Origin of the sequence: Leptonema illini DSM 21528 (assembly GCF_000243335.1) — a bacterium.
In the GTDB taxonomy this organism is placed as follows: domain Bacteria; phylum Spirochaetota; class Leptospiria; order Leptospirales; family Leptonemataceae; genus Leptonema; species Leptonema illini.
This window is the reverse complement of the sequence record NZ_JH597773.1, coordinates 2767094-2792882: the sequence shown is the minus strand read 5'-3', so window position 1 is coordinate 2792882 and position 25789 is coordinate 2767094. Positions and strand designations below refer to the sequence as shown.

General features: G+C 54.3%; 22 protein-coding genes. 15 read left to right on the top strand and 7 right to left on the bottom strand.

What is annotated here, in order from left to right:
- Window positions 1-247, bottom strand: a 247-nt coding sequence (locus LEPIL_RS23810) for a hypothetical protein (protein ID WP_040918778.1), incomplete at its 3' end; no start/stop codon positions are given.
- A 164-nt stretch (window positions 248-411) separates the two neighbouring features.
- Here LEPIL_RS23810 and LEPIL_RS22165 point away from each other — a divergent pair.
- From LEPIL_RS22165 to LEPIL_RS23805, 11 genes are all read left to right on the top strand, one after another.
- Window positions 412-993: a helix-turn-helix transcriptional regulator gene (locus LEPIL_RS22165; protein WP_002772947.1), complete on the top strand. Its 582-nt coding sequence runs from the start codon at window positions 412-414 to the stop codon at window positions 991-993.
- Window positions 986-2323 carry an MgtC/SapB family protein gene (locus LEPIL_RS12745; protein WP_002772946.1) on the top strand — a complete coding sequence of 446 codons (1338 nt, stop codon included), beginning with the start codon at window positions 986-988 and terminating at the stop codon, window positions 2321-2323. The genes LEPIL_RS22165 and LEPIL_RS12745 overlap by 8 nt, the downstream gene beginning before the upstream one ends.
- Window positions 2324-2339: 16 nt before the next feature.
- A complete protein-coding gene (gene dinB / locus LEPIL_RS12740; protein ID WP_425435255.1) occupies window positions 2340-3404 on the top strand; it encodes a DNA polymerase IV in 1065 nt (354 codons plus the stop codon).
- 261 nt (window positions 3405-3665) lie between these two features.
- The gene (locus LEPIL_RS12735) at window positions 3666-3986 is read left to right on the top strand and encodes a P-II family nitrogen regulator (protein ID WP_002772944.1); all 321 of its coding nucleotides are present in this window, start codon (window positions 3666-3668) and stop codon (window positions 3984-3986) included.
- Complete coding sequence (locus LEPIL_RS12730; RefSeq protein WP_002772943.1) at window positions 3983-4414, top strand: hypothetical protein; 432 nt, start codon at window positions 3983-3985, stop codon at window positions 4412-4414. Before LEPIL_RS12735 ends, LEPIL_RS12730 begins: the two co-directional genes overlap by 4 nt.
- A gap of 20 nt (window positions 4415-4434) precedes the next feature.
- Window positions 4435-5874 (top strand): sodium:solute symporter family protein, encoded by a 1440-nt coding sequence (locus LEPIL_RS12725; protein WP_143464752.1) that lies wholly within the window; start codon window positions 4435-4437, stop codon window positions 5872-5874.
- A complete protein-coding gene (locus LEPIL_RS24045; protein ID WP_002772941.1) occupies window positions 5864-5986 on the top strand; it encodes a hypothetical protein in 123 nt (40 codons plus the stop codon). Before LEPIL_RS12725 ends, LEPIL_RS24045 begins: the two co-directional genes overlap by 11 nt.
- 17 nt (window positions 5987-6003) lie before the next feature.
- Window positions 6004-7095 (top strand): aspartate/ornithine carbamoyltransferase family protein, encoded by a 1092-nt coding sequence (locus LEPIL_RS12720; protein WP_002772940.1) that lies wholly within the window; start codon window positions 6004-6006, stop codon window positions 7093-7095.
- Window positions 7095-9098, top strand: a complete 2004-nt coding sequence (gene asnB, locus LEPIL_RS12715; RefSeq protein WP_002772938.1) for an asparagine synthase (glutamine-hydrolyzing) — start codon at window positions 7095-7097, stop codon at window positions 9096-9098. Before LEPIL_RS12720 ends, asnB begins: the two co-directional genes overlap by 1 nt.
- A 40-nt stretch (window positions 9099-9138) precedes the next feature.
- A complete protein-coding gene (locus LEPIL_RS12710) occupies window positions 9139-11079 on the top strand; it encodes an AAA domain-containing protein (RefSeq protein WP_002772936.1) in 1941 nt (646 codons plus the stop codon).
- 5 nt (window positions 11080-11084) lie between these two features.
- Window positions 11085-11813 (top strand): TPM domain-containing protein, encoded by a 729-nt coding sequence (locus LEPIL_RS23805; protein ID WP_078123465.1) that lies wholly within the window; start codon window positions 11085-11087, stop codon window positions 11811-11813.
- A gap of 99 nt (window positions 11814-11912) precedes the next feature.
- Here the strand turns inward: LEPIL_RS23805 and LEPIL_RS12700 are convergent, their stop codons facing one another.
- From LEPIL_RS12700 to LEPIL_RS12690, 3 genes are all read right to left on the bottom strand, one after another.
- On the bottom strand, window positions 11913-12443 hold the full coding sequence (locus tag LEPIL_RS12700; RefSeq protein WP_245826888.1) for an LA_3696 family protein: 531 nt from the start codon (window positions 12441-12443) through the stop codon (window positions 11913-11915).
- Window positions 12444-12696: 253 nt separating this feature from the next.
- The gene (locus tag LEPIL_RS12695; protein WP_002772934.1) at window positions 12697-13542 is read right to left on the bottom strand and encodes a flagellin N-terminal helical domain-containing protein; all 846 of its coding nucleotides are present in this window, start codon (window positions 13540-13542) and stop codon (window positions 12697-12699) included.
- A gap of 142 nt (window positions 13543-13684) precedes the next feature.
- Window positions 13685-14530: a flagellin N-terminal helical domain-containing protein gene (locus LEPIL_RS12690; RefSeq protein WP_002772933.1), complete on the bottom strand. Its 846-nt coding sequence runs from the start codon at window positions 14528-14530 to the stop codon at window positions 13685-13687.
- A gap of 495 nt (window positions 14531-15025) precedes the next feature.
- Between LEPIL_RS12690 and LEPIL_RS12685 the strand changes: the two genes are divergently transcribed.
- Entirely contained in the window at window positions 15026-15853 is an 828-nt protein-coding gene (locus LEPIL_RS12685) for a hypothetical protein (protein WP_002772932.1), read from the top strand.
- A gap of 75 nt (window positions 15854-15928) precedes the next feature.
- On the opposite strand, the gene LEPIL_RS22160 is transcribed toward LEPIL_RS12685, so the two are convergent.
- Entirely contained in the window at window positions 15929-19603 is a 3675-nt protein-coding gene (locus tag LEPIL_RS22160; RefSeq protein ID WP_002772931.1) for a hypothetical protein, read from the bottom strand.
- Between the two features lie 127 nt (window positions 19604-19730).
- On the opposite strand from LEPIL_RS22160, the gene LEPIL_RS12670 reads away from it, so the two are divergent.
- Both LEPIL_RS12670 and LEPIL_RS12665 read left to right on the top strand, forming a co-directional pair.
- The gene (locus tag LEPIL_RS12670) at window positions 19731-20420 is read left to right on the top strand and encodes an SIMPL domain-containing protein (RefSeq protein WP_157135073.1); all 690 of its coding nucleotides are present in this window, start codon (window positions 19731-19733) and stop codon (window positions 20418-20420) included.
- A gap of 111 nt (window positions 20421-20531) precedes the next feature.
- Window positions 20532-21317: a hypothetical protein gene (locus LEPIL_RS12665; protein ID WP_157135072.1), complete on the top strand. Its 786-nt coding sequence runs from the start codon at window positions 20532-20534 to the stop codon at window positions 21315-21317.
- A 62-nt stretch (window positions 21318-21379) separates the two neighbouring features.
- On the opposite strand, the gene LEPIL_RS22155 is transcribed toward LEPIL_RS12665, so the two are convergent.
- The gene (locus LEPIL_RS22155) at window positions 21380-22180 is read right to left on the bottom strand and encodes a hypothetical protein (RefSeq protein ID WP_002772928.1); all 801 of its coding nucleotides are present in this window, start codon (window positions 22178-22180) and stop codon (window positions 21380-21382) included.
- Between the two features lie 100 nt (window positions 22181-22280).
- Between LEPIL_RS22155 and LEPIL_RS12655 the strand changes: the two genes are divergently transcribed.
- Window positions 22281-23111: a hypothetical protein gene (locus LEPIL_RS12655; protein WP_002772927.1), complete on the top strand. Its 831-nt coding sequence runs from the start codon at window positions 22281-22283 to the stop codon at window positions 23109-23111.
- 119 nt (window positions 23112-23230) lie between these two features.
- On the opposite strand, the gene LEPIL_RS12650 is transcribed toward LEPIL_RS12655, so the two are convergent.
- Entirely contained in the window at window positions 23231-25762 is a 2532-nt protein-coding gene (locus LEPIL_RS12650; protein ID WP_143464750.1) for a U32 family peptidase, read from the bottom strand.
- Window positions 25763-25789 lie beyond the last annotated feature (27 nt).

Here is a 25789-nt window from a genome sequence, read left to right as displayed (position 1 = left end):
TGTAGCGTGCCATGCTCCCCGATAATCTACCCGGCCGGTAATTTCCAGGGGAATTCAGAATTGATTCAGGTTTTTCGACAGACTCCCCACCACCCCCGCTGCCTCCAAAGAGCCCGAGCTCGATGCTGAGCCCGCTCAAAAGAAGGCCTTCAGCGCCCGAGGTATCCAGCGAGACCTTTTCGGCCTGCATGCAGGAGGCCAGAGAAAACAGGCTGCATACTAATATAGAGGAAATCTTGTGTTTCATGGCAGGCCTCCGCAATTCACAGACAACAGTCGCTCGGGATTTTTCAATAAATTGAAAAAAAGCGACCTCCCCGGAACTAACCCAAGCCCCTCCTCAGGCACTCAGAGCCTTCTGCCCCCGGTGAAAACACTTGCCGCGCTGCCTCTGAGCCAGACCCTGTGCGTATGGACGAGCCCGTACACCAGAGTCTGAATCCTATGCCCGCCGGGCCTTTTTCCCGTCCCGGTGCGATTCTCGTCGGGGCGCTTGTCTTTCTTAATCTGTACGATGTCTTGTATCATCTGGTCACCGAGCAGACGCTGAGCCTGCACCAGCTTTCCGAGGCGGTGATGGTTACGTCGATTACGGCCTTTGCCATATTTCTGCTGCTTCGGCATCGGCGCACCCTGGGTCGGGCCGGCGAGCAGATGGAGCGGATTCGAGCCGAGGCCGATGAGGCGCGCAGGGAGGCCCAGAAGACGGCCGATGAGCTGCGACGATACAGACAGGAAAACCGCGATGCCTTCGAGACGCTGCGCCGTGCGATGAACGATCAGTTTGGGCGCTGGCGCTTTTCGCCCGAAGAACAGAGGGCGGCCAGGCTGATCATCCAGGGGCTGAGTTTTCGCGAGATAGCCGCTCGGTTGAACAAGAGCGAGAAGACGATCCGCAACCAGAGTCTTTCCATTTACGAGAAATCGGGCATGACCGGTCGAAACGATCTTGCCGCCTTCTTTCTTCTCGACATCCTGGATATCGATGAATGAGATCGATCTCAGTATTCGTTTCGGATTATCCCTTGCGCTGGGCCTTTTTCTCGGCCTTGAACGCCAGCTTTCGCATAACGTTTCGCTTCTTCCCGATCAGCTGAAATCGACGCCCGACGATGCCGCTTTAGATGCCGGCGAAGAGCGTTCGCTCGATTCTTCCGAAAGGCATTTCGCCGGCGTGCGCACGTTTTCACTTATCAGCCTGCTCGGCGCCATCTCGTTATACATCGGTCAATCTCTCGGAATGGAATGGATGTTCGTCGTCGTTTTCGGAGCGCTGGCCCTTCTCTTGATCGCTTCAAACGTCCTGTGGCATCTGTCGGGTACGACGGGCACGACGACCTATATTACGGCGATGCTTGCCTTTTTGATCGGCGGCCTGTGTATGCAGGGCATGTTTTTGCTGGCGGTCTCGGTGACGGTCAGCATCGCCTTTATTCTCGCGATCAAGAAATGGATTAACCGGATGATCGTGCGAATCGAGCCCGAAGATATCAGCGCCACGTTGAAGTTCGCCATCATCACGGCCATCGTTCTACCGCTTCTGCCCGATCGGAACTTCGGCTGGGGTGACTGGCAGTATCTCAATCCCTACAAGATATGGCTGATGGTCGTTCTGATATCGGCCATCAACTTCGTCAGCTACGTTCTCATGAAAGCGATCGGAGAGGAGTCAGGTATCGGGCTTACGGGCATCATCGGAGGCCTGATTTCAAGCACGGCGATCACGCTCGGCTTCGCCCGAAGAAGCGTCGCAGAACCCGAGCTGTCAACCAGCCTTACTATGGGCGTCATTCTTTCCTGGTCTGTGATGGTTGTCCGTATCGTCGCACTGGTCGTGCTGTTGCGTCCGGAGCTGATAGGCGGTCTGACGATTTCGTTAACCATGCTTTTGCTTCCGGGTCTGATCTATGCCTTCTATCTCTGGAAGAGCGACCGTGAAACCGCGCAGACGACCATTACGAAGAAGCGCCCCAATCCGTTCGAGCTGGGTGTGGCGATCAAATTCGGTCTGCTGTTCGGCGGGGTGACTTTTATCGCCCATGTGGCCCGCGATCTTTTCGGCGAGAGCGGCGTGTATGCGGCATCGGCCCTGTCGGCATTAACCGATGTCGATCCGGTCGTACTGTCAATGATGGAGCTTGCCGGTCAGAACGGCGATTTCGGCCCGGTCGCTGTGCGCGCCATATTGATCGCCGCCTTTACAAATACCGTTACGAAAGGGGCGATGGTGCTTGCGCTGGCACATCCGACGATGAAAAGACGCATGGCTCCGGCGCTGGTGCTCTATGCGGCTGGGGCCCTTGTGGCATTTTTTGTATCGTGAGGCGTTTCTTCTCTGTGTGTCAATGCGAAAGATCATTCATATCGACATGGACGCCTTTTATGCGAGCGTCGAGCAGCGCGATGATCCCGATCTTCGCGGTCGACCCGTCGTCGTCGGAGGACCGCCCGATTCGCGTTCTGTCGTATGTACGGCCAGTTATGAGGCGCGTAAATTCGGCATCCGATCTGCGATGGCCTGCTCGAAGGCCTACCGACTATGTCCTGATGCCGTTTTTGTTTTTCCGCGCTTTGACGTGTATAAAGAAGTATCGGATCAGATCCGGGCGATCTTTGTCAGCTATACGGATCTTGTCGAACCTCTGTCTCTCGACGAGGCCTATCTCGATGTAACCTCGAATAAGTTCCAGATACCGTATGCCGTGACCATAGCTCGACAGATCAAGGCTCGCATTAAAGAAGAAACGGGCCTCACCGCTTCGGCCGGAGTGGCCTCGGGAAAATTCCTTGCAAAGATCGCCTCGGGCATGAACAAGCCGGATGGGTTAACCGTCATCCTGCCAGATCAGGCGATCGCCTTCCTCGAAGCGCTGCCCGTCGGCGATTTCTTCGGCGTCGGCAAGGTTACCGAGAAAAAGATGAAGGAGCATGGCATCTTCACGGGAGCCGATCTTAAATCACGAAGCCTGTCAGAGCTTGTATCGCTTTTCGGTAAAAGCGGAATGCATCTCTATCGACTTGTGCGCGGAATCGACGAAGCGCCTGTGATACCTTTCCGGGAGCGCAAATCGGTGGGCATCGAAGATACTTTCTCGGCCGATGTAAGCGATGTCGTTGAACTCATGCAGAGATTACGTCAGCTTGCAGAGGGCCTGTCCTTTCGCCTTGCAAGGCATGGTAAGCCGGGCAGAACGATTACAGTGAAAGTAAAATACGCCGATTTTGAAACGCATTCGAAGAGCGAAACGCGCTCTTCGATTCCCGTGGCAGCGGATGCGTTGCATCAGATGGGCCGATCCCTGTTAGAGCAGCTTCTTGAAGAAGGGCGCCCGGTGCGACTCCTGGGATTGAGTGTGCATGGTTTTATATCAGAAGATGATCCGCAGTTGCAGCTTTTCGATTGAACGATGCCATGTAATACGCAATGGAATAAATTACTTTTTGTTTTGTTATATGTGGTTGACATTGCGTTCGTTTTTTTCTCGTTTCCGGTTGACTCATATTTCTTTCTCATGTATTGTGACCTCAATCGCTGAAATACAATCGCGGGTCGGGGATCTGGTGTCTGCACCTATCTTCTTTTTGTAACGTTCGCTCGTTACTCTTTCCCTGTATCTTCCTTCTGGTTAGACCCTCTCGGGCCGTGATCTCCTTTCTTGTTTGCTATGAAAAAAATTGAGGCATACATACGTCCGTTCAAGCTCGAAGAGCTGAAAAAAGAGCTGCTGGCGCTCGGCGTGAGCGAGTTGCGCTTCTTCCCTGTACAGGAATGGAGCGAGGTTCACGTGCAGGAATTTTATAGAGGTACGGTGTTCGAGGTGGATTTCGTTACAAGGACGGTGTTGATGCTTCTTGTAGAGGATGAGGCCGTAGAACGGGTCATCAGGGTTATCCAGAATCTCTGCTCGACGGGATCAAGGCAGGAGTCAGGTGAGGGAGATGGGAGGGTTCTCGTTATCCCCGTTGAACGTGAGGTGAGGCTTTGATTCGTCTTTTCATCCTGTTCATGGTTTTGAGTGCCTCGCTTCATGCCGCACCGGAATTGCAATCCCCTGATGTCGTTTCAACGACCGGTTCTTTTCGTCTCTCATGGGGGCCTGCTATAGCGATGCTTCCGACTCAGGACAGCGACTATCTGCTTGAAGAATGTTCGACAGACGGATGCCGCTCCGTCTATCGCGGACATGATCGGTCAACGGTGATCAGTGGTCGTCCGGATGGAATCTATCGGTTTCGCATCAGTGAGGCGGGTTCACCCGGATCATATGGCCAGACCTCGGTAGAGGTCAGGCATCATGATCTCGGTCGTAGCTTGATTGTGCTCTCGGGTGGGTTCGTATTGTTCATGCTCAGTGCCGGTGCTCTGTTTTTCGGGGAGTTGCGTTTACGTAGTCGGCGCGGAGGCGAAGCATGATGCCAGCATTTACGGCTGTCATGACCACGGGTATAATCAAGGAAACGACGCTCTTTCTTTCATTCGAAACGGCCGGTCTGCTTCTGCTCGGGTTCAGTGTACTCTGGGTATTGCTTGGATGGTGGCTGGGGCGAAAGACGAAGACGATCGATGATCATATGCTTGCCGGTCGCAATGTCGGACTGGCACTTGGAACGGCTACGGCGATGGCTACCTGGGTGACGGCTAACACTACGATGGTCGCTCCGCAGTTCGCGTATGAGTTCGGCATTCTGGGCGTATTCGGTTATTCTCTCGGCGCCGTCGGTTTGATCCTCTTTGCACCGATGGCCGAGCGCATACGGGCGATGTTGCCTGATGGCTGTACGGCCGGCGATTTTATGCGCATGCGATTCGGGCATACGGCATGGCGCATCTTTCTTTTCTTCTCTCTTGTTTATGCGATGGGATGGCTTGTAAGCCTGGGCATGGCCGGCGGTATTTTGATCCAGGCATTATCGGGTATCGAATACCGCATCGGCATGACGGTTATCCTGGGCGTGTGTACGCTGTACACCCTGCTTGGAGGTCTGCGCGCCGTCATAGCTACCGATTTTATTCAGAGCCTGATTATTCTCGGCGGTATCGCCTTTCTCGGTTATCGCATCAGCACGGGCGATATGGTGGACCGGGCCCATGCCGCGCTGCTCACCGAGCGGCCTCAGCTTTTGAACCTGTTACTGCCCGCCGCTCTCATGTTTCTTTTTAATAATCTCATCTTTGGTATCGGTGAGATCTTTCATTCTAACGTCTGGTGGAGTCGAGCGTTTGCCTTTCGTAAAGGAGTAGGGGCGAAGGCCTATCTGCTTTCTGGATTGTTCTGGGTTCCGGTACCGGTCGTCGCCGGATACCTTGCCTTTGTCGCACCGGCGATGGCGGTGAACGTTCCGCGTGCCGATATGGTCGGTCCGCTTGCCGCCGCTCATCTGGCCGGAGAGGTCGGCGCCGTACTCATCTTTGTCATCATTTTCGCCGCTCTTGCATCGAGCATGGACTCGCTGCTTGCGGCGACGACGGATCTGCTTGTTGAAGACGTATATCGTCGGCATCTCAAGCCACAGGCCACTCCGGAGCAAAGACTGAAGGCATCGCGTTTTATGCTGCTGGGGTTAGCCTTCGTCGTCTGGCTGCTCTGCCTGCCCGACCTGGAGCGCATGGGGCAGATACTCAACTTCGCCGGTCCGTTCGTGGCCAGCATGATCTGGCCGATTCTTGGCGGCCTGTACTGGGAACGTACCAGTGCTACGGGCGTCAGTCTGAGTATGGTTGCGGGCAGTGTGGCCGGTCTCGCCGGTTATTTTATCGTAGGCTTCTATGTTTCGGCTCTGCTCGGAGCGGCCGTTTCGCTGCTTGTACTTGTGGCCGCGAGCGTGGCTTTTCCAGGACGCTTTGAGCTTTCACGAGGAAAGTATGACTCTTGATTTAGTGACTTTTAAGGTTATCCTGTACGCTGCATCGTTCCTGTGTGCGCTTGTTCCGCTATTGCTCGCACTGCTCTGGGTCGTCGACTATGTCAGAAAAAAAATATGGTAAGGGGATCAGGTACGCTTATGAATACAGCATTACTGCATCCATTGCTTACAGAGCCGGTTCGTGTACGCGACGGCGTCACCGGTATCGAGCGGCCGGTGGCATTGATGGAGGCGATCGAAGAGAATCCCGCTCCGCTGATGGACCTCGCCAATCGTCATATCGTTTCGGTCCGTCAATTTTCGCATGAGACGGTCATTCAGCTCTTGCGCCTTGCTGCCATGTACGAAAGCCAACCCGTCCCGCTTCACCGACCGCTTGGCGGAAAATTATTGATCAGCGCCTTTTACGAGCCAAGCACGCGGACGCGCATCTCTTTTGAAAGCGCCTGGCACAGGCTTGGAGGCGATATCATGTCGATCACCGACCCCGCCACTACGGGTATAGCAAAAGGCGAAAGTCTGCGAGACGTTGCCGAGATGTTTTCCAACTACGGAGACGTGATGGTTCTCCGTGATAACAATGCCGGAGCCGTGTACGATATGCTGCCTTCGTTGCGTATTCCCATAGTGAACGCCGGTAATGGAATCGATGAGCATCCTACTCAGGCGCTTGCCGATCTTTATACGATCCTGAAATGGCGGCCTGATCTTGCCTCCAGACACACGATACGAAGCAAGGTTCGCATTGGTATCATCGGAACTCCGGGCCGCATGCGCACGGTACGCAGCCTGCTCTTAATGCTTACTCTTATCGACTACGCTATTGAAGAGGTTGTCGTGATACATCCTGACCGCGAGATATTCTCAGAGGGGCAACGGGAAGAGCTTGAGCAGGCCGGATTAAAGATCCGATGTGAACGTCGTTTGAGACAGGTTCTGAATAACCTGGATGTTATCTATATTAACTCGATCGCATGGGTGGGCGACACCTACGAAACGTTAACCGGCGATATGCGACTTTCGGCGGACCTGCCGCTCAAGAAGGGCAGTATTATTCTGCATCCGCTTGCGCGCGGAGAGGAGCTTGCCTTCGATCTCGACGGGACGTCGCATAACTGGTATTTCGCTCAGGCGCGAGGAGCCGTTTTTGTACGCATGGCGCTTCTTACATGTCTTGTGCAAAGGATTGGAGAAGTGATCGATGCCGGATCGGCACGAGGAGGATTATAATGTGCGGAATCGCCGGATACTGGAACTCTGACGGAGCATCACCCGACGTGATGACGCTGGCGGGTATGGTAGCCATTCAGAGACATAGGGGCCCCGACGGATACGGCTGGCATGTCGACCATGAGCGCGGACTCGGGATGGCACATACGCGTCTGGCCATTATAGATCTGGACGAGCGCAGTCGTCAGCCGTTGCTTTCGGCTAACGGAGAGATAGCCGTCACGGTGAACGGAGAACTGTACGACTTTCAAAAGATTCGTGCCGATCTTTACGCGCGCGGAGATCGCTTTCGCACCAAAAGCGATTCAGAGATTCTGCTGCATCTGTATCCACGGTATGGCATAGAGGGGACTCTCTCATACTTGAGGGGAGAGTTTGCCTTCGCTCTTTTCGATCGCAGAAGCGATACGCTGTTTCTTGCCCGTGATCGTTTCGGTATCAAGCCGCTCTATTATTATGCCGATCAGGATCGCCTTATCTTTTCGTCAGAGATGAAAGGGATTTTCGCTCATCCTGACGTTCCACGCTCCTTTTCAGAGGAAGGGCTTTTTCACCAGCTCATGCAGACTCAGGTTCCGGGAACGACTCCGTACACAGGCATCCGTCAGGTTCCGCCGGGTCGATTCCTTGCGGTGCGACGAAAGCGCAATGGCGGTTTTCATATCGAGCAGCACACCTACTGGGATGCCGATTTTCCTCTTGCCGGCGAGTGGCGTTTTACCGATGAAAAAGATGCCATCGAGCGCGTGCGTGCGTCTCTACTTGACGCCATCCAGGCGAGGTTAGTCGCCGATGTGCCCGTCGGATGCTATCTCTCGGGCGGTATCGATTCCTGCTCGATCCTGGGGCTTGCCGCCGCCTGCCGTCAGGATCCTGTGAAGGCTTTTACGATCGGCTTCGATGACGCCGGTTATGACGAGAGCCCCATTGCAAAGCGCATGGCGGCCTCTACAGGAGCCGATCAGGATATTATGATGTTGCGCGGCGAAGACCTGTATACGTCCTTCGTCGACACACACTGGCATACGGAACGAACTATCTACAATACGCTTGGCGTCGCAAAATTCTTGATGAGCCGCCATGTGCGCGATGAGGGCTACCGGGTCGTTCTGACGGGAGAGGGCTCTGATGAGCTTTTCGCTGGTTATCCGGGTTTTCGTCGCGATTACTTCCTGCGATCCGATCAGGCATCGGGTTCGCATCATGAGAGGCGTTTGCAGTCATCCAATGCGCTTTTTCGCGGCGCCATGCTCTCTGAAAACGAGATTGATAACTCCGCCCTGAACGCCCTCTGCGGCTTCACGCCGTCTTCGCTCCAGCCGTGGCTTGCCGCCGGATCCGATGTCCCGGCATTGCTGCATCCGACGATTCGCGCAAGTCTGCGTGGATACGATCCTGGCGGGGCAATCGCCGAGACTCTATCAGCGGATCGTATTCGAGGGCGTCATCCGCTTGATATTGCTCAATATGTGTGGATCAAGACGATGCTCGAAGGGCAGATCCTTACGTGGGGAGGCGATCGCGTCGACATGGCTCACAGTATGGAGGCTCGGCCGGCCTTTCTCGATCATAACCTTGCCGCCGTCGCCTTTCAGATCGCTCCCGATCTGCGGATTCGCGAAGGACGCGAGAAGCATGTCCTGCGCGAAGCGATGAAGGGCCTGTTACCCGAAGAGCTGTATAACCGTGAGAAATTTGCCTTCATGGCCCCGCCGGCTCATCGTAACGAAGAAAAGAGCAGGGCCTTCTCCGATCTGGCAGCGGATTTCCTCTCTGACGAGGCCATCGAAGAAGCCGGTCTTCTTGACCGGCAGGGAGTTCGAGAGCTGGAACGGCGCAGACGACATCCGTCCGGAGATCAGGCAGAGCTTGTTCGTATCGATGCGTTGCTGAACCATGCGCTTGGTGTGCAGATCCTCAGGCGCAACCTGCTTTCCTCTGATCTGCCGGCGAAGGCAAAGAGGCTGGCTTTGCAGAAGGAACAGACGCCGGCCGCCAGCTGAATCGTTCTTTTCAGGAGAGGGTGGCGTCGCGCTCTGGATCGTGGCTCGATATTCCACTGCAAACGAAGAGCTCCAGGCCGTTCTCTCGGCGCTCCTTGACGAGGAGAAGGCGGAGCGCGCCGAACATGCCGATCTGATGAAAGGTCTTTCCCTTGCACAGAAAAAGGCGGAGGGGCTGGCCGTTTATCCGCTTCGTTTTCAAGAGGGGATCATCTACCGTGGCGGACGCTGGAAATTGCGTTTTGAGCATGATCCGCTGAGCCATCGTATCACAGAAGGCGCACCGGTGAAGCTGTTTCGCGATGACGAAGTGACCGACGGTATAGCCGTACGCATCAGCTCAGCGGCGATAGATGTCGTCGTCGACGACTATCCGGACTGGATTGAAGAAGGAAAGATACGACTTGAGGCGTCCTTTCCGGATCTCACCTGGCGCGAGATGCGTTTCGCCTTACAGCAGATGCTTGAGGCCGAAGATCAAAAAGGAGAGAAAGGGCAGCGTGCCCGACTGCGCGATCGGCTACTTGGTTATACAGAGCTTTCGGCTCTTACCTTAGAATCAGAGCCACACCGTTCGAATGAGTTAAACGCATCGCAGGACGAGGCCGTTACAGGCATACTAAATACGCCCGACTTTGCCGTCGTTCATGGTCCTCCTGGAACCGGAAAGACGACGACGCTTGTTGCAGCGATCGCCGCCCTTTACAGGCGCGAAGAAAGCGTGCTCGTATGCGCGGCGACGAATGCTGCCGTCGATCTGCTTGCATTGAAACTCGACGAGCAGGGCATACCCGTTCTGCGTATCGGGCATCCGGCTCGCGTCTACGATGCAGCACAGGCGCTCACACTGGAAGGCCGCATGGAGTCGCGATCAGAGGCGAAGCTGCTTGCGAAATACCGTGCGGAGGCCGCGCAATTATTCCGGCAGGCCCGCCGTTTCCGTCGCAGCTTCGGCGCTGCCGAGCGAGCGGAACGAGAGTCTCTCTTTGCCGAATACAGAGCGCTGCAGAAGACGATCCGCGAGATGGAAAAGACGGCGCTTGGCGACATCATCGAAAGGACGCCCGTCGTCTGCGCAACGTTAACCGGAGCGTCACATCCCTCTATTCGGGAAAAGCGGTTCACCACCGTTGTGATCGACGAAGCAACACAGGCGCTTGAGCCGGCCTGTTATATCCCTCTTTTGAAGAATCCCGAGCGCATCATCATGGCCGGGGATCATCAGCAGCTTGCCCCGTTGATCCGCCTTCCTGCCTCGCCGCTCTCTGAAACGCTTTTCGCGAAGATGATCGAGCGGCATAAAGATTCCGGTCGCGTTTTCTTCCTGAATGAACAATACCGTATGCAGCCGGTCATCCTCGGCTTTTCCAATCAACGCTTCTATGAAGGTCGTCTTGTTACGCACGACTCAGTGCTCAATCGCCCGCCCATGCGCATGAAGCCCGAAGCAGAGGTTAGCCTTACCGGGTCGCTGCTCTTTGTCGATACGGCGGGTAGCGACGCCACAGAGGAGCAGGATGCCGATTCCGAAAGCCGCTTCAATCGCTTTGAGGCGATGCTGCTTGTTCGCATTGTCGAACGGATGTTACGGCTTGGCGAAGACGATCCAGAATCCGTCGCGCTGATAGCGCCTTACAGGGCACAGGTCGATCTCCTGCGCTCCCTGTGTTCTGATGTGGCCACGCTTCCGACAGGGCAGGCGATTGAAGTCGATACGGTCGACTCGTTTCAAGGAGCGGAGCGCGACTGGATCGGCGTCTCGTTTACAAGAAATAACGAAGAGGCTGAGATCGGATTCTTAAAAGACCTGCGACGCACGAATGTGGCCATGACACGGGCGCGAAGACGATTGATTCTGGTCGGCGATAGTACGACGCTGAGCATGCATCCCTTTTATGCAGATCTGATTGCTTACGCTCAGAGCGAGAGCTCGTACTTCAGCGTCTGGGAAGAGCCTTTCGCCTCGCTCGTTGACCTGTAGGGGCTCTGCTTGCCGTCCTTACGATACAATCTCTTGAAGGCGAGATCCTCGAAGAGTATTCGCTTCGCGTGGCCGAGACATGGAAGCTCGGCCGCAAAGATGTCGATGACGGTATTCTTCTTCTTGTAGCCGTCGACGATCGCAAGGTTCGCATTGAAGTCGGCTATGGACTGGAAGGCATACTGCCCGACGCCTCCTGTCGGCGCATCCTTGACGAGACGATCCTGCCTGAGTTTCGCGGCGGTGACTTTGAATCGGGCATTGAGGCGGGCGTTGAGCGGATCGCTAAGACTATCGAAAGCGGAGAGTTACCCGAAGTGGAGGCCGTTCCGGTAATGGACGCATTGATGGCCTATGACGGCGTACCCGAGGGCAAGTGGATCGCCGGTCCGTTTTCCATGTTTGTTATAGGCGTGTTTACGTTTATGATGATATTTCATAAAGAGATGCCTTTTGGCTTCATGTATCCTTTTCTTTTGATCTTCTGGACGGTTTTCCCTCTCGTCATATTCGGCTTTGCCGAATGGAAGTATCTGATCGGATTCTATCTTATCGGAGTACCGATCCTGCGCATCTTTGCGCCCAGAATCCCCGGACTGAAACGCATATCAGAAGGCGTTAGCAGTAACGTCTCATATTCAGGAGGAAGCGGCTGGTCGAGTTCGTCGGGCTCTTCAGGATTTTCCGGAGGAGGAGGCAGCTTTGGCGGCGGTGGATCGAGCGGTTCCTGGTAGTGGTGGCCAGGACGGCGAATAGGTTGGAGCAGAGGCTAATGTTTAGCATAAAGGCACATATCGGACTCTGTCTTGCCGGGGCGATGACAGTCCTGCCGTTTAAGGAAACAGACGACTGACCAATCTCGTGACAATAGGATAGAGCGTAACCGCCGCCGCCAATCCGACGAGAATCCACTTTGTCTGTGCTGAGATGTCTTTATGGATTCCAGATATCTGCTTTTGCATGTCCGAAAAATCCGCCTTCATTTCAGAGCGAAGGTCGGTAATAGCGGTCTGAGTGTCCGTCCGGAGATCGGCAATGGCAGTCATGGTCTCCGTTCTGAGATCGGCAATAGCGGTCTGCGTGTCCGTTCTGAGTTCAGCGATGGCCGTCTGCGTGTCGGTGCGCAGTTCGGCGATTTCGAGCCGTATGCTTGATGTCTCTTTCTCGAGCGTTCTTTCAAAGGAAATCGCAGACATGTGAGCAACCTCGTCTCCCTGAATGGAGAACGTCGTTGCAAGAAAGTCAACAAATTTTGGAGCGGCATCTCCAAAGACCGCCGCAACCTCTTCGGGCAATTTAATAAAATGTGGCATAGACCCTCCCTGTGTATTCAGGGAGGTCTCTGGATAGTCGAACTGATTCAAAAAAATCCCGAAAGAAGCTCAGGAAATGGCTATAAGGCTATAAATTACAACAAAAGAGACTTCATGAAAGGAAGCCCATTCCTTTGAGAGCAGGCGCCCTGCCAGGGTTTGGAAAGCTGTCTTTTCTGCTCTGGAGCATCATTCCGGTTCCAGGGTGACTTCCTTTTTCTTCTGTCTTTCGTCTAAAGGATTGCATCACGACTCCGATAAGAAAAGAGCCCGGGTTTCCCCGGGCTTTTGAGACCGGTACAGGTTATCGCAAGAGCTGCAATACACCCTGTGGTCGGACGCCGGCATGGGCCAGCATGGCAGTCGAGCTTTCGGTGAGGATCTGTTTCGTCGTCAGCCTCACCACCTCTTCGGCCATGTCTGCGTCCCGAATCCGCGACTCCGAGGCCTGAACGTTTTCATAGGCGTTCATCAGCCCCTTTGCCGTGTGCTCGAGGCGGTTATAATACGCTCCGAGATCGGCACGCTGCCTCAGAATCACATCCAGAGCTTTATCGGCCGCTCCGATCGTCGCATTCGCGGCTCCCGGAGTCGATACGCTCACCGTTCTGCGATCCGCACCGCGGAGCCCCAGAGACGTCGAGGTCATCGTACCGATGAAGGCACGCTCCCTCTGATTCTGATTCGGTCCCATATGGAACCACATCGAGCCGTTTCGCGAGGTCTTCGAGAAACGACCCAGAAGCAGGTCGAACCGGTTAAACTCCGCCTGGCTGGCGATACGGTCCACCTCGTCAACAAGCTGAGATACCTCCACCTGAATCAGCTGACGATCCTGAGCACTGTAAATGCCGTTCGCCGCCTGCACGCCTAACGTGCGGATTCGATGAATGATATCTGCAGTCTGCTGCAGATAGCCCTCCGCGGTCTGGATGAAGCTCATCCCGTCCTCGGCGTTTCGCTCAGCCTGACGCAGTCCCTGTATCTGCGCCCGCATTTTCTCTGAGACGGCTAACCCGGAAGCGTCGTCTCCAGCCCGGTTGATCCGGAGCCCGGAGGCGAGTTTTTCCATGGAGCGGTCCACGTCCCAGACGTTGAACTTGAGAACGCGATTAGCGTTAATCGCGCTCATGTTGTGATTGATAATCATCCTGCACTCCTTTGCACTGCTCTTGCAAGCAAGAGCCGGAGGATGCATCCTGCGTCCTCCCCCCGGCCGACACCGGCCGCCCGGGCGGTGGAAAGACGCTTATTCAGAATGCCTCTTAAGAGGCAGGAGTATCAATCCCTGTTCAGCGGAGCAGCTGCAGAACCGTCTGAGGCCTGATGTTCGCCTGAGCGAGCATCGCCGTCCCTGACTGCACGAGAATCTGATTCTTCGTGAAGCTTACGGACGTCTCAGCCATATCAGCGTCTCTGATCCGCGACTCCGACGCCTGAACGTTTTCGTAGGCGTTCATGAGTCCTTTAGCAGTGTGTTCGAGGCGGTTATAATAAGCGCCAAGATCCGCACGCTGCTTGTTGATCTGGTTCAGAGCGGCATCCAGGTCTCCGATGGCGCTGTTGGAAAGCTCAGCTGTAGAAAGAGAAACGGTGTTCCCGTCCATACGCTTGAGCCCGAGTGACATTGCCGTCATCGTCTGGATATAAACCCGCTCGCGCTGATGCTGGTTAGGCCCCATGTGGAACCACATGGAACTTACGCGAGAGCCGCGCGCGAATTCGCCTTTCAGGATGCTCATTTTATTGAACTCAGCCTGACTGGCAATGCGATCGATCTCGTCGACAAGCTGCGAAACCTCCACCTGTATCATCTGGCGATCCGAGGCGCTGTAGATGCCGTTCGAAGACTGTACGGCGAGCACACGAATACGCTGGATGATGTCGGCGAGACTTGAAAGATAACCCTCTGCGGTCTGGATCATCGACATGCCGTCTTCAGAGTTACGCTCTGCCTGACGGAGGCCGTTGATCTGGGCACGCATCTTCTCGGAAACGGCCAGACCGGAGGCGTCGTCGCCTGCGCGGTTGATCCGCATGCCCGAGGAGAGTTTCTCCATGTCTTTGGAGACTTCCCAGTGCTGGAATTTGAGAACGCGATTCGAATTGATCGCGCTCATATTGTGGTTGATGATCATTCGTTTCCTCCTTGAAACGAAGCGCTCAGGGATTTCTCCCGACGTCCGGCCGAATCTCTTCGCCCGTGCGTCATCCGTCCTCATGACGGCCGGCTTTCACCGGTGAACGCCCGAACCCTGCCTGTCCTTTTCCTTCGTCGTGTAATCGAAGGCGGTGACGTTCTTCTTTCTTCTATGTGAACGCACCACGGACCTCTGAGGTTCGTGTATCTATCCTTTTTCTCTGATTCGTTTATCGTAGGGTGGGCACCGCGCCTTTAGCCCGGAAGAGAAAAAAATTCCCCCGGGCGGATTTTTCCGCGGTTCTGATTGAGGGCCTTGAGAGGCTGCTGTCAGATGGAATGGGTCTTCCGACTCACACTCATTCTTCGGCAGCCGAGCAAAATGCTTTAGCGAAAAAAGCAGGAGCACCATGAATCGCTTTTATTAGAGAGCAGCTCATCGCTACAGGAGACGGAGTGATTGACTCTGGAATTAACGAGCAGAAAAAGATCTATGAAGTATCTTTCGGTTCTCGTGATGATGATCACGCCGTTCAGCCTGATGGCCGAGTCATTCTTTGAACACGGGCGCGCCCATCTATTATTCGGTTATGGCGCCGGATCCTATCGCTATGTCAACCAGCTGACCATCTTCGAATCCTACATGGTGCGGTCGGTACAGCACTACCAGGATCCGATATCTCCGGAGTTAGCCGAATTGCGTGATCTTGCCGATGTTGAGGCTGCAATGGCCCAGGAATGGACGGGGCGTAGCCGCCATTCCTTCTTGAAAATTGAATTTGCACCTCAGAGTGTTCCCACTCTCGCAATTTCGGCCGGAATACGGTTCGCGTCAAATCGTCAGAGCTGCCAGTTCCCTTGCGGTCAGATCGGCAATATATACAGGGCGAGTATTCCGGGAGAAGGTCCCTTTCCGCTCATACTGCTCTCTTCGCTTGAGCGACCGCTTGTGCAGAAGACCGAGGTTACGATTCGTTATACGATGCTTGAAACTGCCGTCGCCTATCATCCATTGTATGATAGCCGTCTGGATCCTTACTTCGGCGGCAGTCTGGGAGTCGGCTTCTGTTCTTATCCCGGGTTTGATAGCTCCGACTCCAGCTGCAACATAGGTCGTCTGGCCCTACAGATCGGGCTTCGTTTTCATCTGGTGGATTCCTACTTTGTGCAAGCTGAGATGGAATGGGGCCGACAGGAAATGAAGCGACACGAGGTTGTTGTAGGATCGATGAAGCTCGCTACGGAGGATCATACTTTTTTCCATAAGAAGGATTATGGTGATGCCGTCGCCTCTCTGGCATTTGGAGTTCGGCTGAAGTGATTTGATGACGCTACGATGAACGGGCAGTGCCTGGATTTCTCCTGCATCTACCCGGTCACCGGCGTTCTCCTGTGATTAAAGCGTGGCGGACAGATCGTTAGCCATTTGACCTTTTATGGCCTCAGATTGCTCGCCGTACAATTCGGTTAACAGTGGCAGAAAATCCGGACGGCCTGTTTTTTCCGCGGCGATCGCATGCATCGCGATTGCGTGCGCATAGTCCGATTCTGCGAGCGGACTGAAATACTCAGACGACCAGTTGAACGGACAGAGGCGCATATGCTCGAACAGTTCTATGACGCGATCATAACGCCCCAGTCGGATGCATGATTCCATTGCCATGCCATAGTACTTCGCCTCTCGGAATTCGATCGCCCGTTCGGCGTATACGAGAGCCTTCTCGTAATCGGCCGATCGGAAAAGTATCTCGGCCTGCAGACCGAGCAGATCTGATATTCGACCGGTTTCGGCGCTGGAAAGGGCGCGATCGGCATACCGCAGATCCCGATACGGAGCGAGGACGCCCGAGAGAAAGGCGCCGGCATCTTGCCATCTCTCGTTTTTTATGAGAAACTGTGCTCGACTCAGGGCATTTTTCAATCGCGTGAAATTTTCTTCGTCGCGTTCGGGAGATTTCGGCTTGGAGGCTTCTTTAACCGACGTAAGCAGTTCAGATGCAAAAGGGATCTTTGCTTTCTTCAGCGTATCCATCACCCTTTGCAGAGGATGTTTGTCGTCTTTTTCTTCGAGATACGGAAGTAAGTCGTCGACGATAAAGCGAACCGTACGGCGCGCGCCTGCTTCGTCGTTCTGAAGCAGATATGCCTGCAGAATCGAGCAGTAGACGCCCGTTGATTTTCGGATGCCGATTCCTTTTTTTGCCTCAAAATCGAGCGAGAGTCGATCGGCTAACGCAAGTGTCTTCTGTGCGTTCTTCTCGTGAAAGGCGTAGGTTTCGAGGACCTCGTCCACTGCGAGTGGGTAGCGGAATCTTCGCCCCTGTTCGAAATCTGCAAGGGCGCCGGAAATGTCGGCCAGGTCGCGCCGTTCGCATCCGCGGATGGTAAAGCAGCGGCCGATATCGACCTTCGTCGAATCATTAAAGGATACGGACTCGTAGCTCAGGTCGGCAAAAGGTGCCAGTAGTTCATCGAAGAGAGCGGCCCGATTTGCATGGTCGCTCTTTTTCATCTTTTTGATTTTCTCGATGGCCTTTTCGATCTGTTTGCGAACGGGCTTCTCGTCGGCATTGAGAGTCACCGTATGGCCGAACATCTCTCTTCGCCGGGCCGCCTCTTCATCTTTTTTCGCCTGCGCCTCTTCGGCCGCGAAGCTACGGGTAACGCTCTCGTTGATGGTCTGTAGGGAACCAAGAGATTGAGATGCTTTGCGTAAAGACCAATCCTCATCGATCTTCTCCAACCGCAGGCTTTCGATCAGACTGCCGACGAGAGGGTCAACGATAAGCATCGTTCCGTCAGATTCCACAAGGAGCAGCCTGCCCGATTTTCTATGATAGTTCCCGCTATGTATGGCAGGACCGTTATAGCGCAATGTCGCTTGCTCTTTCCCGGTCGCGATATCGAGAACCGAGACGACACCCGTAAGTTCGTTGAAGAGAATAAGAGCGCTGCCGTCGTCTTTCAGCTCTGCGATGCGAAGCCCGTTTTCCTGAAAGGAGAGCAGCCGTTGTGCCCCGGAGCGTTCGAGCCTGAAGACCTCGACGGAACCGCCTTCAGAGTTGAAGACCGCAATGTGTGCTCCGCTGCCCGACATGCGCTTCGGCCATCCGGCGACTCTATGCATATAAAGCGGGGCGATGGTTTCGCGATTAAATCGATATATGTCAAGGCGACCATCCTCAGAGAGCGTACTGATGATGTGATCGTTCTCGATGCTGCCGACTGCGGCTGCGTAAAGATCGTACCGTTGCTCGAAATGTTCGCTGTAGATGAAATCTCCCTCGTAATTCCCTTCTATGCTGAGTGGCGCAAAGCCTTCGATCTGCCGCACCTTCCATTCCGTGCGTGACTCGTCCCCTTCTTCGCTATCTTCCTCCTCATCAGGCTCATCTTCGTCATCATCGTATTCATCTTCGTCGCTTTCGTCATCGTAGTCACTTTCGTCTTCGTTATCCTCGTATTCCTCATCGTCCTCATCATCGTCGTCTTCATCCGTACCTTCGTCTTCGTTTCGGATGGCGGCAAAGGTGTCATCATGCAGGGTAACGACAGTCCCATGGGAATTCACAAAGACAACAAGGTCATCGTCGATATGCTGGCCGAACATGGTGTGAGGCGGCAGCGGCAGCTCTTCGATTGCAAAACCGACTTCGGAATCCTCGCCGCCTTGCGTCTCGCGTATGCGCAGCGAATTCCTGCCCCCGTAAGATAAGATGATTTCCTTCCCTGAAGGAGAGATGCTTGCATCGAGCAGCTCATCGCCGTAGGGCACGTCGAGAGAAAGCAGCGGTTCTTGTTCATCGAGTGGAAAGATCAACGCCGTCTCGCCGCGCACGTTCATCGCTATATGGTTCCCGTCGGACTGCAGAGCTACGAAATTCGGTCGTACTCCTGACTGGCTGTCGGCGATCCTGGGCTGGAGTTCAATCGGTGTCTCTGAAAAAAGATCCACACTGCCGGGCGCAAAGAAATCATTTGGAACGCCAAAGGCTACAAAGCGACCGGTTGCGCTGACGGCAAGGGTCTGATTGTTATGCACATTGGTATCGAAGACGTCGTTCAGCGTAAAGCCCTGACGCTCTCCTGCAAGTCCGTGGCGGATCAATGTTGTGCGTCGGTCGTCGTCGAGCATGACCGCGCGTACCACGCCGCCACGACCGCCAACCCAGACCTGCTTGCCGTCATCGGAAATCTGCAGTGAGCTTATATTTTTCAGAAGAGAATCCATCTTCTCCCGGAACTCCGCCGGTCGAAACGAAGGGTTGGACAGGATTTTTTTATCGGCTTTGCTCTCGAGCCCCGTTCCAAATACGGAGATGCGCCGTATAACCTTTCCGCTTTGAGGATCAAAGAGCTCGACCTGCAATGCTACGGATTCAGCGCCGTCAGGACCGGCGACAATGGGAGGCGGGCTGCCAATCGCCGGTCGAACGCCAACGCTGAAATCGGGCGCAATGGACATCGGAGCAAGATCTCCAAATGTAGACTCGGGCCCGTCTTCGAAAAGGATCGTTTCAATTTCGCCTGTTTGAAAATTTACGACAGCAAGGGCGTCGCGAATGCGCTCATCATCGCCCGAGGCCTTTTCTGCCTCGCCGGTGAGCTTCTCTTCATGCAAAAAACGATAGGCGGCGCGATGCGAATCGACGGCGAAGACCTGCGAGCGGACGGAAAGATCATCGACGTCGGGCCCGAAAGTCAATCGTCCGCTCTCGATATCCAGGGCGAAGGTATTCGTATCTTCGATGCCCCTGTAGCTGAAAAGAAAGAGCGTCTTCTGATCGGCAGAAAGGGCGGCCTCGACGTATTCTCCGCCGACCTTTGCCCTGTGGATGGGCTGTCCGTCCTGTATGCCACAGATGCCGATATGGCCGTCTTCATCGACGGAAACAAAGCGATCGTCTTTAATGAAAGAAAGGAACTTAACAGGCTTCTTATGTAAGAAGGACGAGGTGAGTCGCTCTGCCACAGATCCGTCCCGTTCGTCTACGCGGCGGATTTCGACCAGGCCGGTCGACCATCCGATGGCGATGAGTTTCTCTGATTTGTGATATGATAGGCAATGCATAGTTTCGTTAACAGAGAGTCGTCGGGAAATTTCCATTATTGTTTTCAAACCACATCGCTCGCGACAGAAGACACCCGAAAATCCATCTTCTCAGCGAACTCTTATCTGGATTTCACGTCAGATGAGCATGCCTTATAAAAAACTTCTCTGCATCGCCTTCGCGGCGGTTTTCCTCAGCTCACCCCTTCTGGCTCAAAACGTGGAGCCTTCCCGGCTGCTTCATGTTACGGGTCGGGGAGAGATCAGCCTGCCTACCGTTTATACAGAGATACGTCTCGGCGTCGACAGGCACGCGAAGACCGCCGGCGAGGCTCATCGAGAGGCGGCAAAAGAGAGCGATCGACTTGTTCGGTTTCTGAAGTCGAAGAAGGTCATGGATCTTCAGACGACGGGAATCTCGCTTCAGCCGATTTATGACTCGTCGAAACTATCTTCTGCTTCAGAGGTCGGTATTCGCGAATACAGGGCGGTGAACACGGTCGTCTTTCGCGTGAAGACCGAGGACGCCGGTACCGTAATCGACGGAGCCGTAAAAGAAGGGGCCAGTCGCATAGATCGACTGACTTTCCTTCCCGAACTGGCTGAACTCGAAAAAGCTCGCAAAGAGGCCTTGCGTCGGGCCGTCAGCGATGCGAAGACTCAGGCCGAAACCGTGCTTTCCGTATTGAATCTTAGCATAAAGGAAATCGTGCAGATCCATGTGGATGAAAGCGGCTCGGGCCCGATTCTGCAGACAGAGATGCGCATGGTTCAAACGCCGGTCGTCGGTGGGAATGCTACGGTGACGGCGAGAGTGACGCTTCAGGTTAAATACTGATTGACTATTTGTCGAATTATCGATAGCTAGATTGAAACCGGTTATTGTCTCGATAAGTATTGTCGCAGGTGGTTGTATATGAATATTTGTAAAAAATTTTCTCATGCTACATTGATTTTTGTCGCCGTGTTTGTATCCTTTGAGGGACTGATAGCAGAAGACGTTCGAAATTCTATTACGCTTCTCGGTGGCGGGGCAAAGTATCGTGTTACAGAGCATCGTGATCCTGAATATTATGCTTCATATAAATACCTGGCGGATCAATGGACGGACCCAGCCGATCCTGTGAGGATGATGTCTGACGTCTCCCTGGCGCAACCTCCCGTGTGGGAAGGGAGCGGTAGTGTCGGCAGGCTGCAGTATGAACGCCTTTTCTTCGACTCAAAGAGCCTCGGTCTGACCGTCGGCGCCGGCTTTGGAAAGATAAAGGAGAAGTGTATCAAGAATTGCGGTGATTGGACTGATCTTCTTATATACAAGACTTTCAATGAACTGATACTCACGCCGGCGAATTTGAGTTCCTCATCCAGCGGATTTTATATGTTGTTCTTGCTGCCCTCTCTTCTCTCCGTTCGAGAGTCCGGCTACTCTTATACGACGCTTGATGTCGGATTAAACTACCATGCGTCGGCTGATTCTTTTCTTGATCCTTATGCCGGCCTTTTCGGCGGCTATGGAACGTGTTCACTGGAAAACGTCACCGGGATGACCTGCAATATCGGAAGGTACGGGGCGCGACTGGGAATGGCGATAAACCTGACGAACAGGTTCTTTCTCCTCGCCCAGGCGGAGATTGAAAGAGTCGAGATGAACGTAACCGGCGAGGACGGTGGAGGAAAACTCGTATTACCCGTCCCCGACAAGCATCTGATGGCCGGCCTCGGGTTTCGTTTTTGAGATATGGACCGGTTTCCTGATAGCGCTATGAATGCCATGTCCGTCAACTCGCGAAGGGGCGACTAACGTTTCCATAGAGCTGCCAGAGACGTCCACTGCTCCCAAATAGAATGCTTTTCAATGGGGCTTTTTGCAAAGGTCTCGATCAGTTCAATGGCCAGCGAGATGTCGTGTTTCTGCAACCTCCTGTTTTCCCGGGCAGCGAAAATCTGAGTCTCGCCTTCGCGAAACCAATGTCGGCGATCTTCGATTCCGCTATACGAATGATGGTCGGCAAGCGCTACGGCAAGCAGAGCAAGGCCTGTGATTTCGCGAGCGGGGATCTGAACGCCATAGAGCGAATAGGCTCGTTCTTTTATCGAATGAACTCTGCCGGAGTCGACCGTTGCCGTTCCAGAAAGCCTGTAATGCAGAACGGCGTTTCCATTCGACGCGTTAAAGACTGTGTGCGGCTCGTCGCGTTCCATCAGTGTGAACCTTTTCTGTGCATCTGAAAAGGGAATCATGGCCAGACAGAAGTCGTCTGCAAGACGAAGCAATAGCAGAATCGTCTCGGCCTGCATCACATAGGCCTTGTTCAGGTGAAGAGTAAAAGATCCGTCGCCGTTCTTTTCGGCCCGGCTTTTAATATTCTGAATCCGCTGATTCCACCCCGTTTCGCTTGCAGCATAGCAGAAAAGAGGCAGGCCGGTGATCTTTTGAGTCGGGGACTGTGAAAGAGCGTCGGGCCAGAGATGGCTCAATAAGAATCGCGGCACATTCCACTCAACCATGCAGGGAAAGACGTCGCCGATCTCGCCTGTTTCGCGGACCGTCTGCTGCAATGCCGTAAAAAACTCGCGTTCCGTCATCTTTCCTTCCATAGTCAGGGCCTGAACGATTACCTCTGGTTTTCAAGCCTCCTGTTACTATTCAACCGAAAAAAATTGACAGAATCGCTCGCAGCACGTCTAAACGAATGCTATGAGAAAGAATATCAGCAGGTTTGCAGGAATACTCGTTCTTGCATTTCTGGGCACTCCTCTTTTTGCGGCGGGCCCTTCTTCGATCGTCCTTGGTGGCGGTGTAGGATTGTACCAGTTCACGGAGCATCCGACTGCCTTTAACGTTTACAACAGGTTGTATCAGGGCGGAGTCCAGGTATTCCCATCGAACGACCCCATCCGGAATCTTGCCACTGTCGAAAGCATTTCGCCAAAAAAATATGAAGGTCGCGAGAAAAAGGTCTTCGGAGAATACGAGCATCGTCTCGGCAGCAGTCAGGTTCTGGGCTTTACCGTCGGACTCTCGCACACGGAAAATCGACAGCTCTGCCAGAAGAATTGCGGCGATATCGAGCGCACCTATTACGTAGCAAACATCGTTCAGGATGTTGCCGCTCTTCCTGCCGATCAACAGCTTCTCGCGAGCCTCATCTATATGTCGCGCCCCGACATATTCGACAGCAAAGGAATGCAATCAAAGCATACGTTGCTTGATGTCGGGTTCAATCTTCACATGAATCCGGATGGGGACGTCGATCCTTATATCGGCGCCGTCGCCGGTGCGGGTATCTGTTCTGTGGATAACGCCAATGTCAGCGCCTGTACCGCTTTCAAGTATGGCGGCCGTATCGGAGCGCGTCTCAATCTGAATAAGACTCGCTTTCTTGTCGTGCAGGGCGGCCTGAATCGAATCGAATACAATCTGGCGAAGAAGTCGGGTCTGGGTCTCGAAACGAGCCTGAGCTCGGTTAAACTCAAGATTCCGACGCCCGAACAGGAAGCGCTTTTCGCTCTTGGCGTGAACTTCTGATATGAGTCTTTTTAAGAATCGGTCCAGAGATTCCTCCGGAGTTTCAGAACCGGGGGCCCGGGACGGGTTCTAAGGCCAGGCGCTTGATTCCATTAGCAGGCTGCTTTTTCAGCAGCCTGTTAGCGCCTGGCCGCTTTGCGATGCTTGATGCTGCGTTCGTTACGACGCAGCTGGCCTTCGCTCCAGCCTTCTTCCCGAATCAGGGAGCGGCCCGTTTCGGGATGTGCAAGTGCAGATGTATAACGGTCAAGCAGATGGCGCAGCGCTTCTTTTGACTCATCAAGTAGATCGATGCGAAAATCTTGAACTCCTTTTTTTATCAGAGTTTGCAGATGACCTGCCATACTCTGCGGCTTTGAGCGATACATCGTATTGCGGCAGGCAAAATCCGTATAAACCGGATGAAGCTCTCCTTCCGGATCACGGAGCGATAGTCGGTGAGAATGACAGGGAATGCCGCAGCTGCGATAGTCCGAGCCGTTGCTCAGATACTTCGCATAAAGACAGTACTCCATGTGAAAAGATGCGATGCGTTGATGCAGTATGATCTCGATGCGACTGTAGTCGACATTCTCGATCATCTGAAGAAGCTCTTCGGCGTTCAGATCCAGAGAAGGAACGATGCGTTGCAGACCGGCCTGATCCAGAAAGAAATCAGCCGAGATCGAATTTGCGACGTTCAGACCGAAGTCTCCGATAAGCTCTGCTGGATAACCTTTCAGGCGGTGCAGGGCGCCGGCGTTACGGACGAGAACGACGTCGGGGCGGTGCTTTTCGATCAACTTCAGATCCTCGCCGTCGGCCATCACACGATAGGTGGCGATGCCTGTGCGAATGCCTTTCTCTTTCAGAATGTCGAGGCTCTTCTGTAAATGGCGTCCGTACTCGAAATCGAGCGTAACCGATGCCACCTCGCTTGCATTCAGTAGAATTACGTGATCGGGATCGCGAACAAGCAGATGAAGCCTGCCAGCGGTGGCGCCTTTCGCGGAGGGTGCCGCCGAGATTACCTGTCCCTGTTGATCTATTGCATGTGCGGCATACGGGCCGGTATGCGCTGTCGCAGAGCGTTCTCGAATGCGACTCAGGGCATTCGCTACGTCGACTTCGGTTATCGGCGCGTGAGCTGATCGAATAAGGTCTAATCTCTCGACGGCCTCCCGCCGGCATTTCTTCCACTCCCGCTGATGCAGGAATACGGGCGCATCTGCGTGCAGGCGGAACGTTCGCAGGGTGTAGGCGGTTCCCGAAAGAGCGCCTAACTCTGCTTTGAGTCGTTCCTCTGAAAGAGGCGATTTCTCGGCCCTTACGCAGGGTGCGTCGCTTTGAACGGTAACGCTGCATCCGTCACCGGTGGTGAAGGTGACGCTCAGGGGCTGGCCGATCTGTGCGACGGCTGAGACGTCGACGGGAACGGCAGGAAGATCTCGGCTGAGAAGAGAGCGGGCATGCCTTTCGAACTGCACGGAATGATTTCGAAAGACGCGACTGCCTTCGGTGATTGATTGCAGAGAAGCGCCTCTTCGAAATTTCAATGTCATCAGATCGCCGTCCCGGTCTCTCTGCATCACCGATGCTCCGGTACGTGAACCGTCGGCGTTTACGATGGCGATGCCGTCGCCGGGAATGATATCGTTCTGAGAATTGCTTGCCGATGAGTTGTCGCTTCCTGTTTGCACGACGATAGCGTCACGACCGATCTGCACGACCGGACCGATGAATTCGCCCACATGCGATTGAATCTGCGCATCGACAAGCTCTTGATGGTTAACGCCGCTGATCCATCCGGGAAAAGAGCGTCGCGAAAAGGCAAGATCGGGAGTCAGTACAGTCGAAGTATCGTCGCGTCGCTGGCCTTGCATTCGGTTCCGATGATAGAGAAGGGAGGCCGTAACATACTGCGGCTCTTTCAGGCGTCCTTCGATCTTAAAACAGTCGACGCCGGCGTCGATCAGAGCGTCGAGAACAGGAGCGGCGTTCAGGTCGCGGGCCGAGACGGCATATTGATTGCGGGCGACGGTCTTTCCGTCGACAACGACGTCGTAAAGAAAGCGACAGCTCTGCGCGCAGCGTCCGCGGTTTGCCGATCCTCCGCCGAACGATTCTGACGTGAGACATTGCCCCGAATAGGAAACGCAGAGCGCTCCCTGAACAAAGCATTCGATCTCCCGCCGCAGCTCTTTCGCTTTTTCTGATGCCTGTTTGATGCGATCGAGCGACATTTCGCGAGCAAGCACGAACCGGGCGAAGGGGAGCTGCGAATAAAAGGCAAGCGAATCGGCGTCGGCGATCGTCATCTGCGTTGAGGCATGAATACGCACGCCGAGTTCGGCAAGCCAGCGCGCAATCGCAACATCCTGCAGGATGAAGGCATCAGGACGCAGTTGAAGAACCTCGGTCAGCGGACCGACCAGCGTATCGAACTCGTGCTCGAAGATAAGAACGTTCAGCGCAATATATACATGCAGGCCGTGACGGTGGCAGAGCGTGATGATCTCGTCCAGCTCTGTCGCAGTCAGCAGCGCGGATCGCCCCCGGGCGTTGAATTCCGGGAAGCCTACGTAGATGGCATCGGCATGGCCGGCAATGGCAGCCCTGGCCATGGCGAGGTCTGCGACGGGAGCGAGAAGTTCAGGAAGGCGACCGGACACTGATTCAAAGAAAGGCCGGGGCGCCAC

What these genes read in the sequence shown, in the direction of transcription:
- LEPIL_RS12735 (WP_002772944.1), top strand. Translation starts at nt 3,666, where the DNA reads ATGAAAAAAATTGAGGCATACATACGTCCGTTCAAGCTCGAAGAGCTG.
- LEPIL_RS12695 (WP_002772934.1), bottom strand. Translation starts at nt 13,542, where the DNA reads ATGATTATCAATCACAACATGAGCGCGATTAACGCTAATCGCGTTCTC.
- LEPIL_RS12720 (WP_002772940.1), top strand. Translation starts at nt 6,004, where the DNA reads ATGAATACAGCATTACTGCATCCATTGCTTACAGAGCCGGTTCGTGTA.
- LEPIL_RS22155 (WP_002772928.1), bottom strand. Translation starts at nt 22,180, where the DNA reads ATGGAAGGAAAGATGACGGAACGCGAGTTTTTTACGGCATTGCAGCAG.
- LEPIL_RS12745 (WP_002772946.1), top strand. Translation starts at nt 986, where the DNA reads ATGAATGAGATCGATCTCAGTATTCGTTTCGGATTATCCCTTGCGCTG.
- LEPIL_RS12655 (WP_002772927.1), top strand. Translation starts at nt 22,281, where the DNA reads ATGAGAAAGAATATCAGCAGGTTTGCAGGAATACTCGTTCTTGCATTT.
- LEPIL_RS12725 (WP_143464752.1), top strand. Translation starts at nt 4,435, where the DNA reads ATGACCACGGGTATAATCAAGGAAACGACGCTCTTTCTTTCATTCGAA.
- asnB (WP_002772938.1), top strand. Translation starts at nt 7,095, where the DNA reads ATGTGCGGAATCGCCGGATACTGGAACTCTGACGGAGCATCACCCGAC.
- LEPIL_RS12685 (WP_002772932.1), top strand. Translation starts at nt 15,026, where the DNA reads ATGAAGTATCTTTCGGTTCTCGTGATGATGATCACGCCGTTCAGCCTG.
- LEPIL_RS22160 (WP_002772931.1), bottom strand. Translation starts at nt 19,603, where the DNA reads ATGCATTGCCTATCATATCACAAATCAGAGAAACTCATCGCCATCGGA.
- LEPIL_RS24045 (WP_002772941.1), top strand. Translation starts at nt 5,864, where the DNA reads ATGACTCTTGATTTAGTGACTTTTAAGGTTATCCTGTACGCTGCATCG.
- LEPIL_RS12690 (WP_002772933.1), bottom strand. Translation starts at nt 14,530, where the DNA reads ATGATCATCAACCACAATATGAGCGCGATCAATTCGAATCGCGTTCTC.
- LEPIL_RS22165 (WP_002772947.1), top strand. Translation starts at nt 412, where the DNA reads ATGGACGAGCCCGTACACCAGAGTCTGAATCCTATGCCCGCCGGGCCT.
- LEPIL_RS12670 (WP_157135073.1), top strand. Translation starts at nt 19,731, where the DNA reads ATGCCTTATAAAAAACTTCTCTGCATCGCCTTCGCGGCGGTTTTCCTC.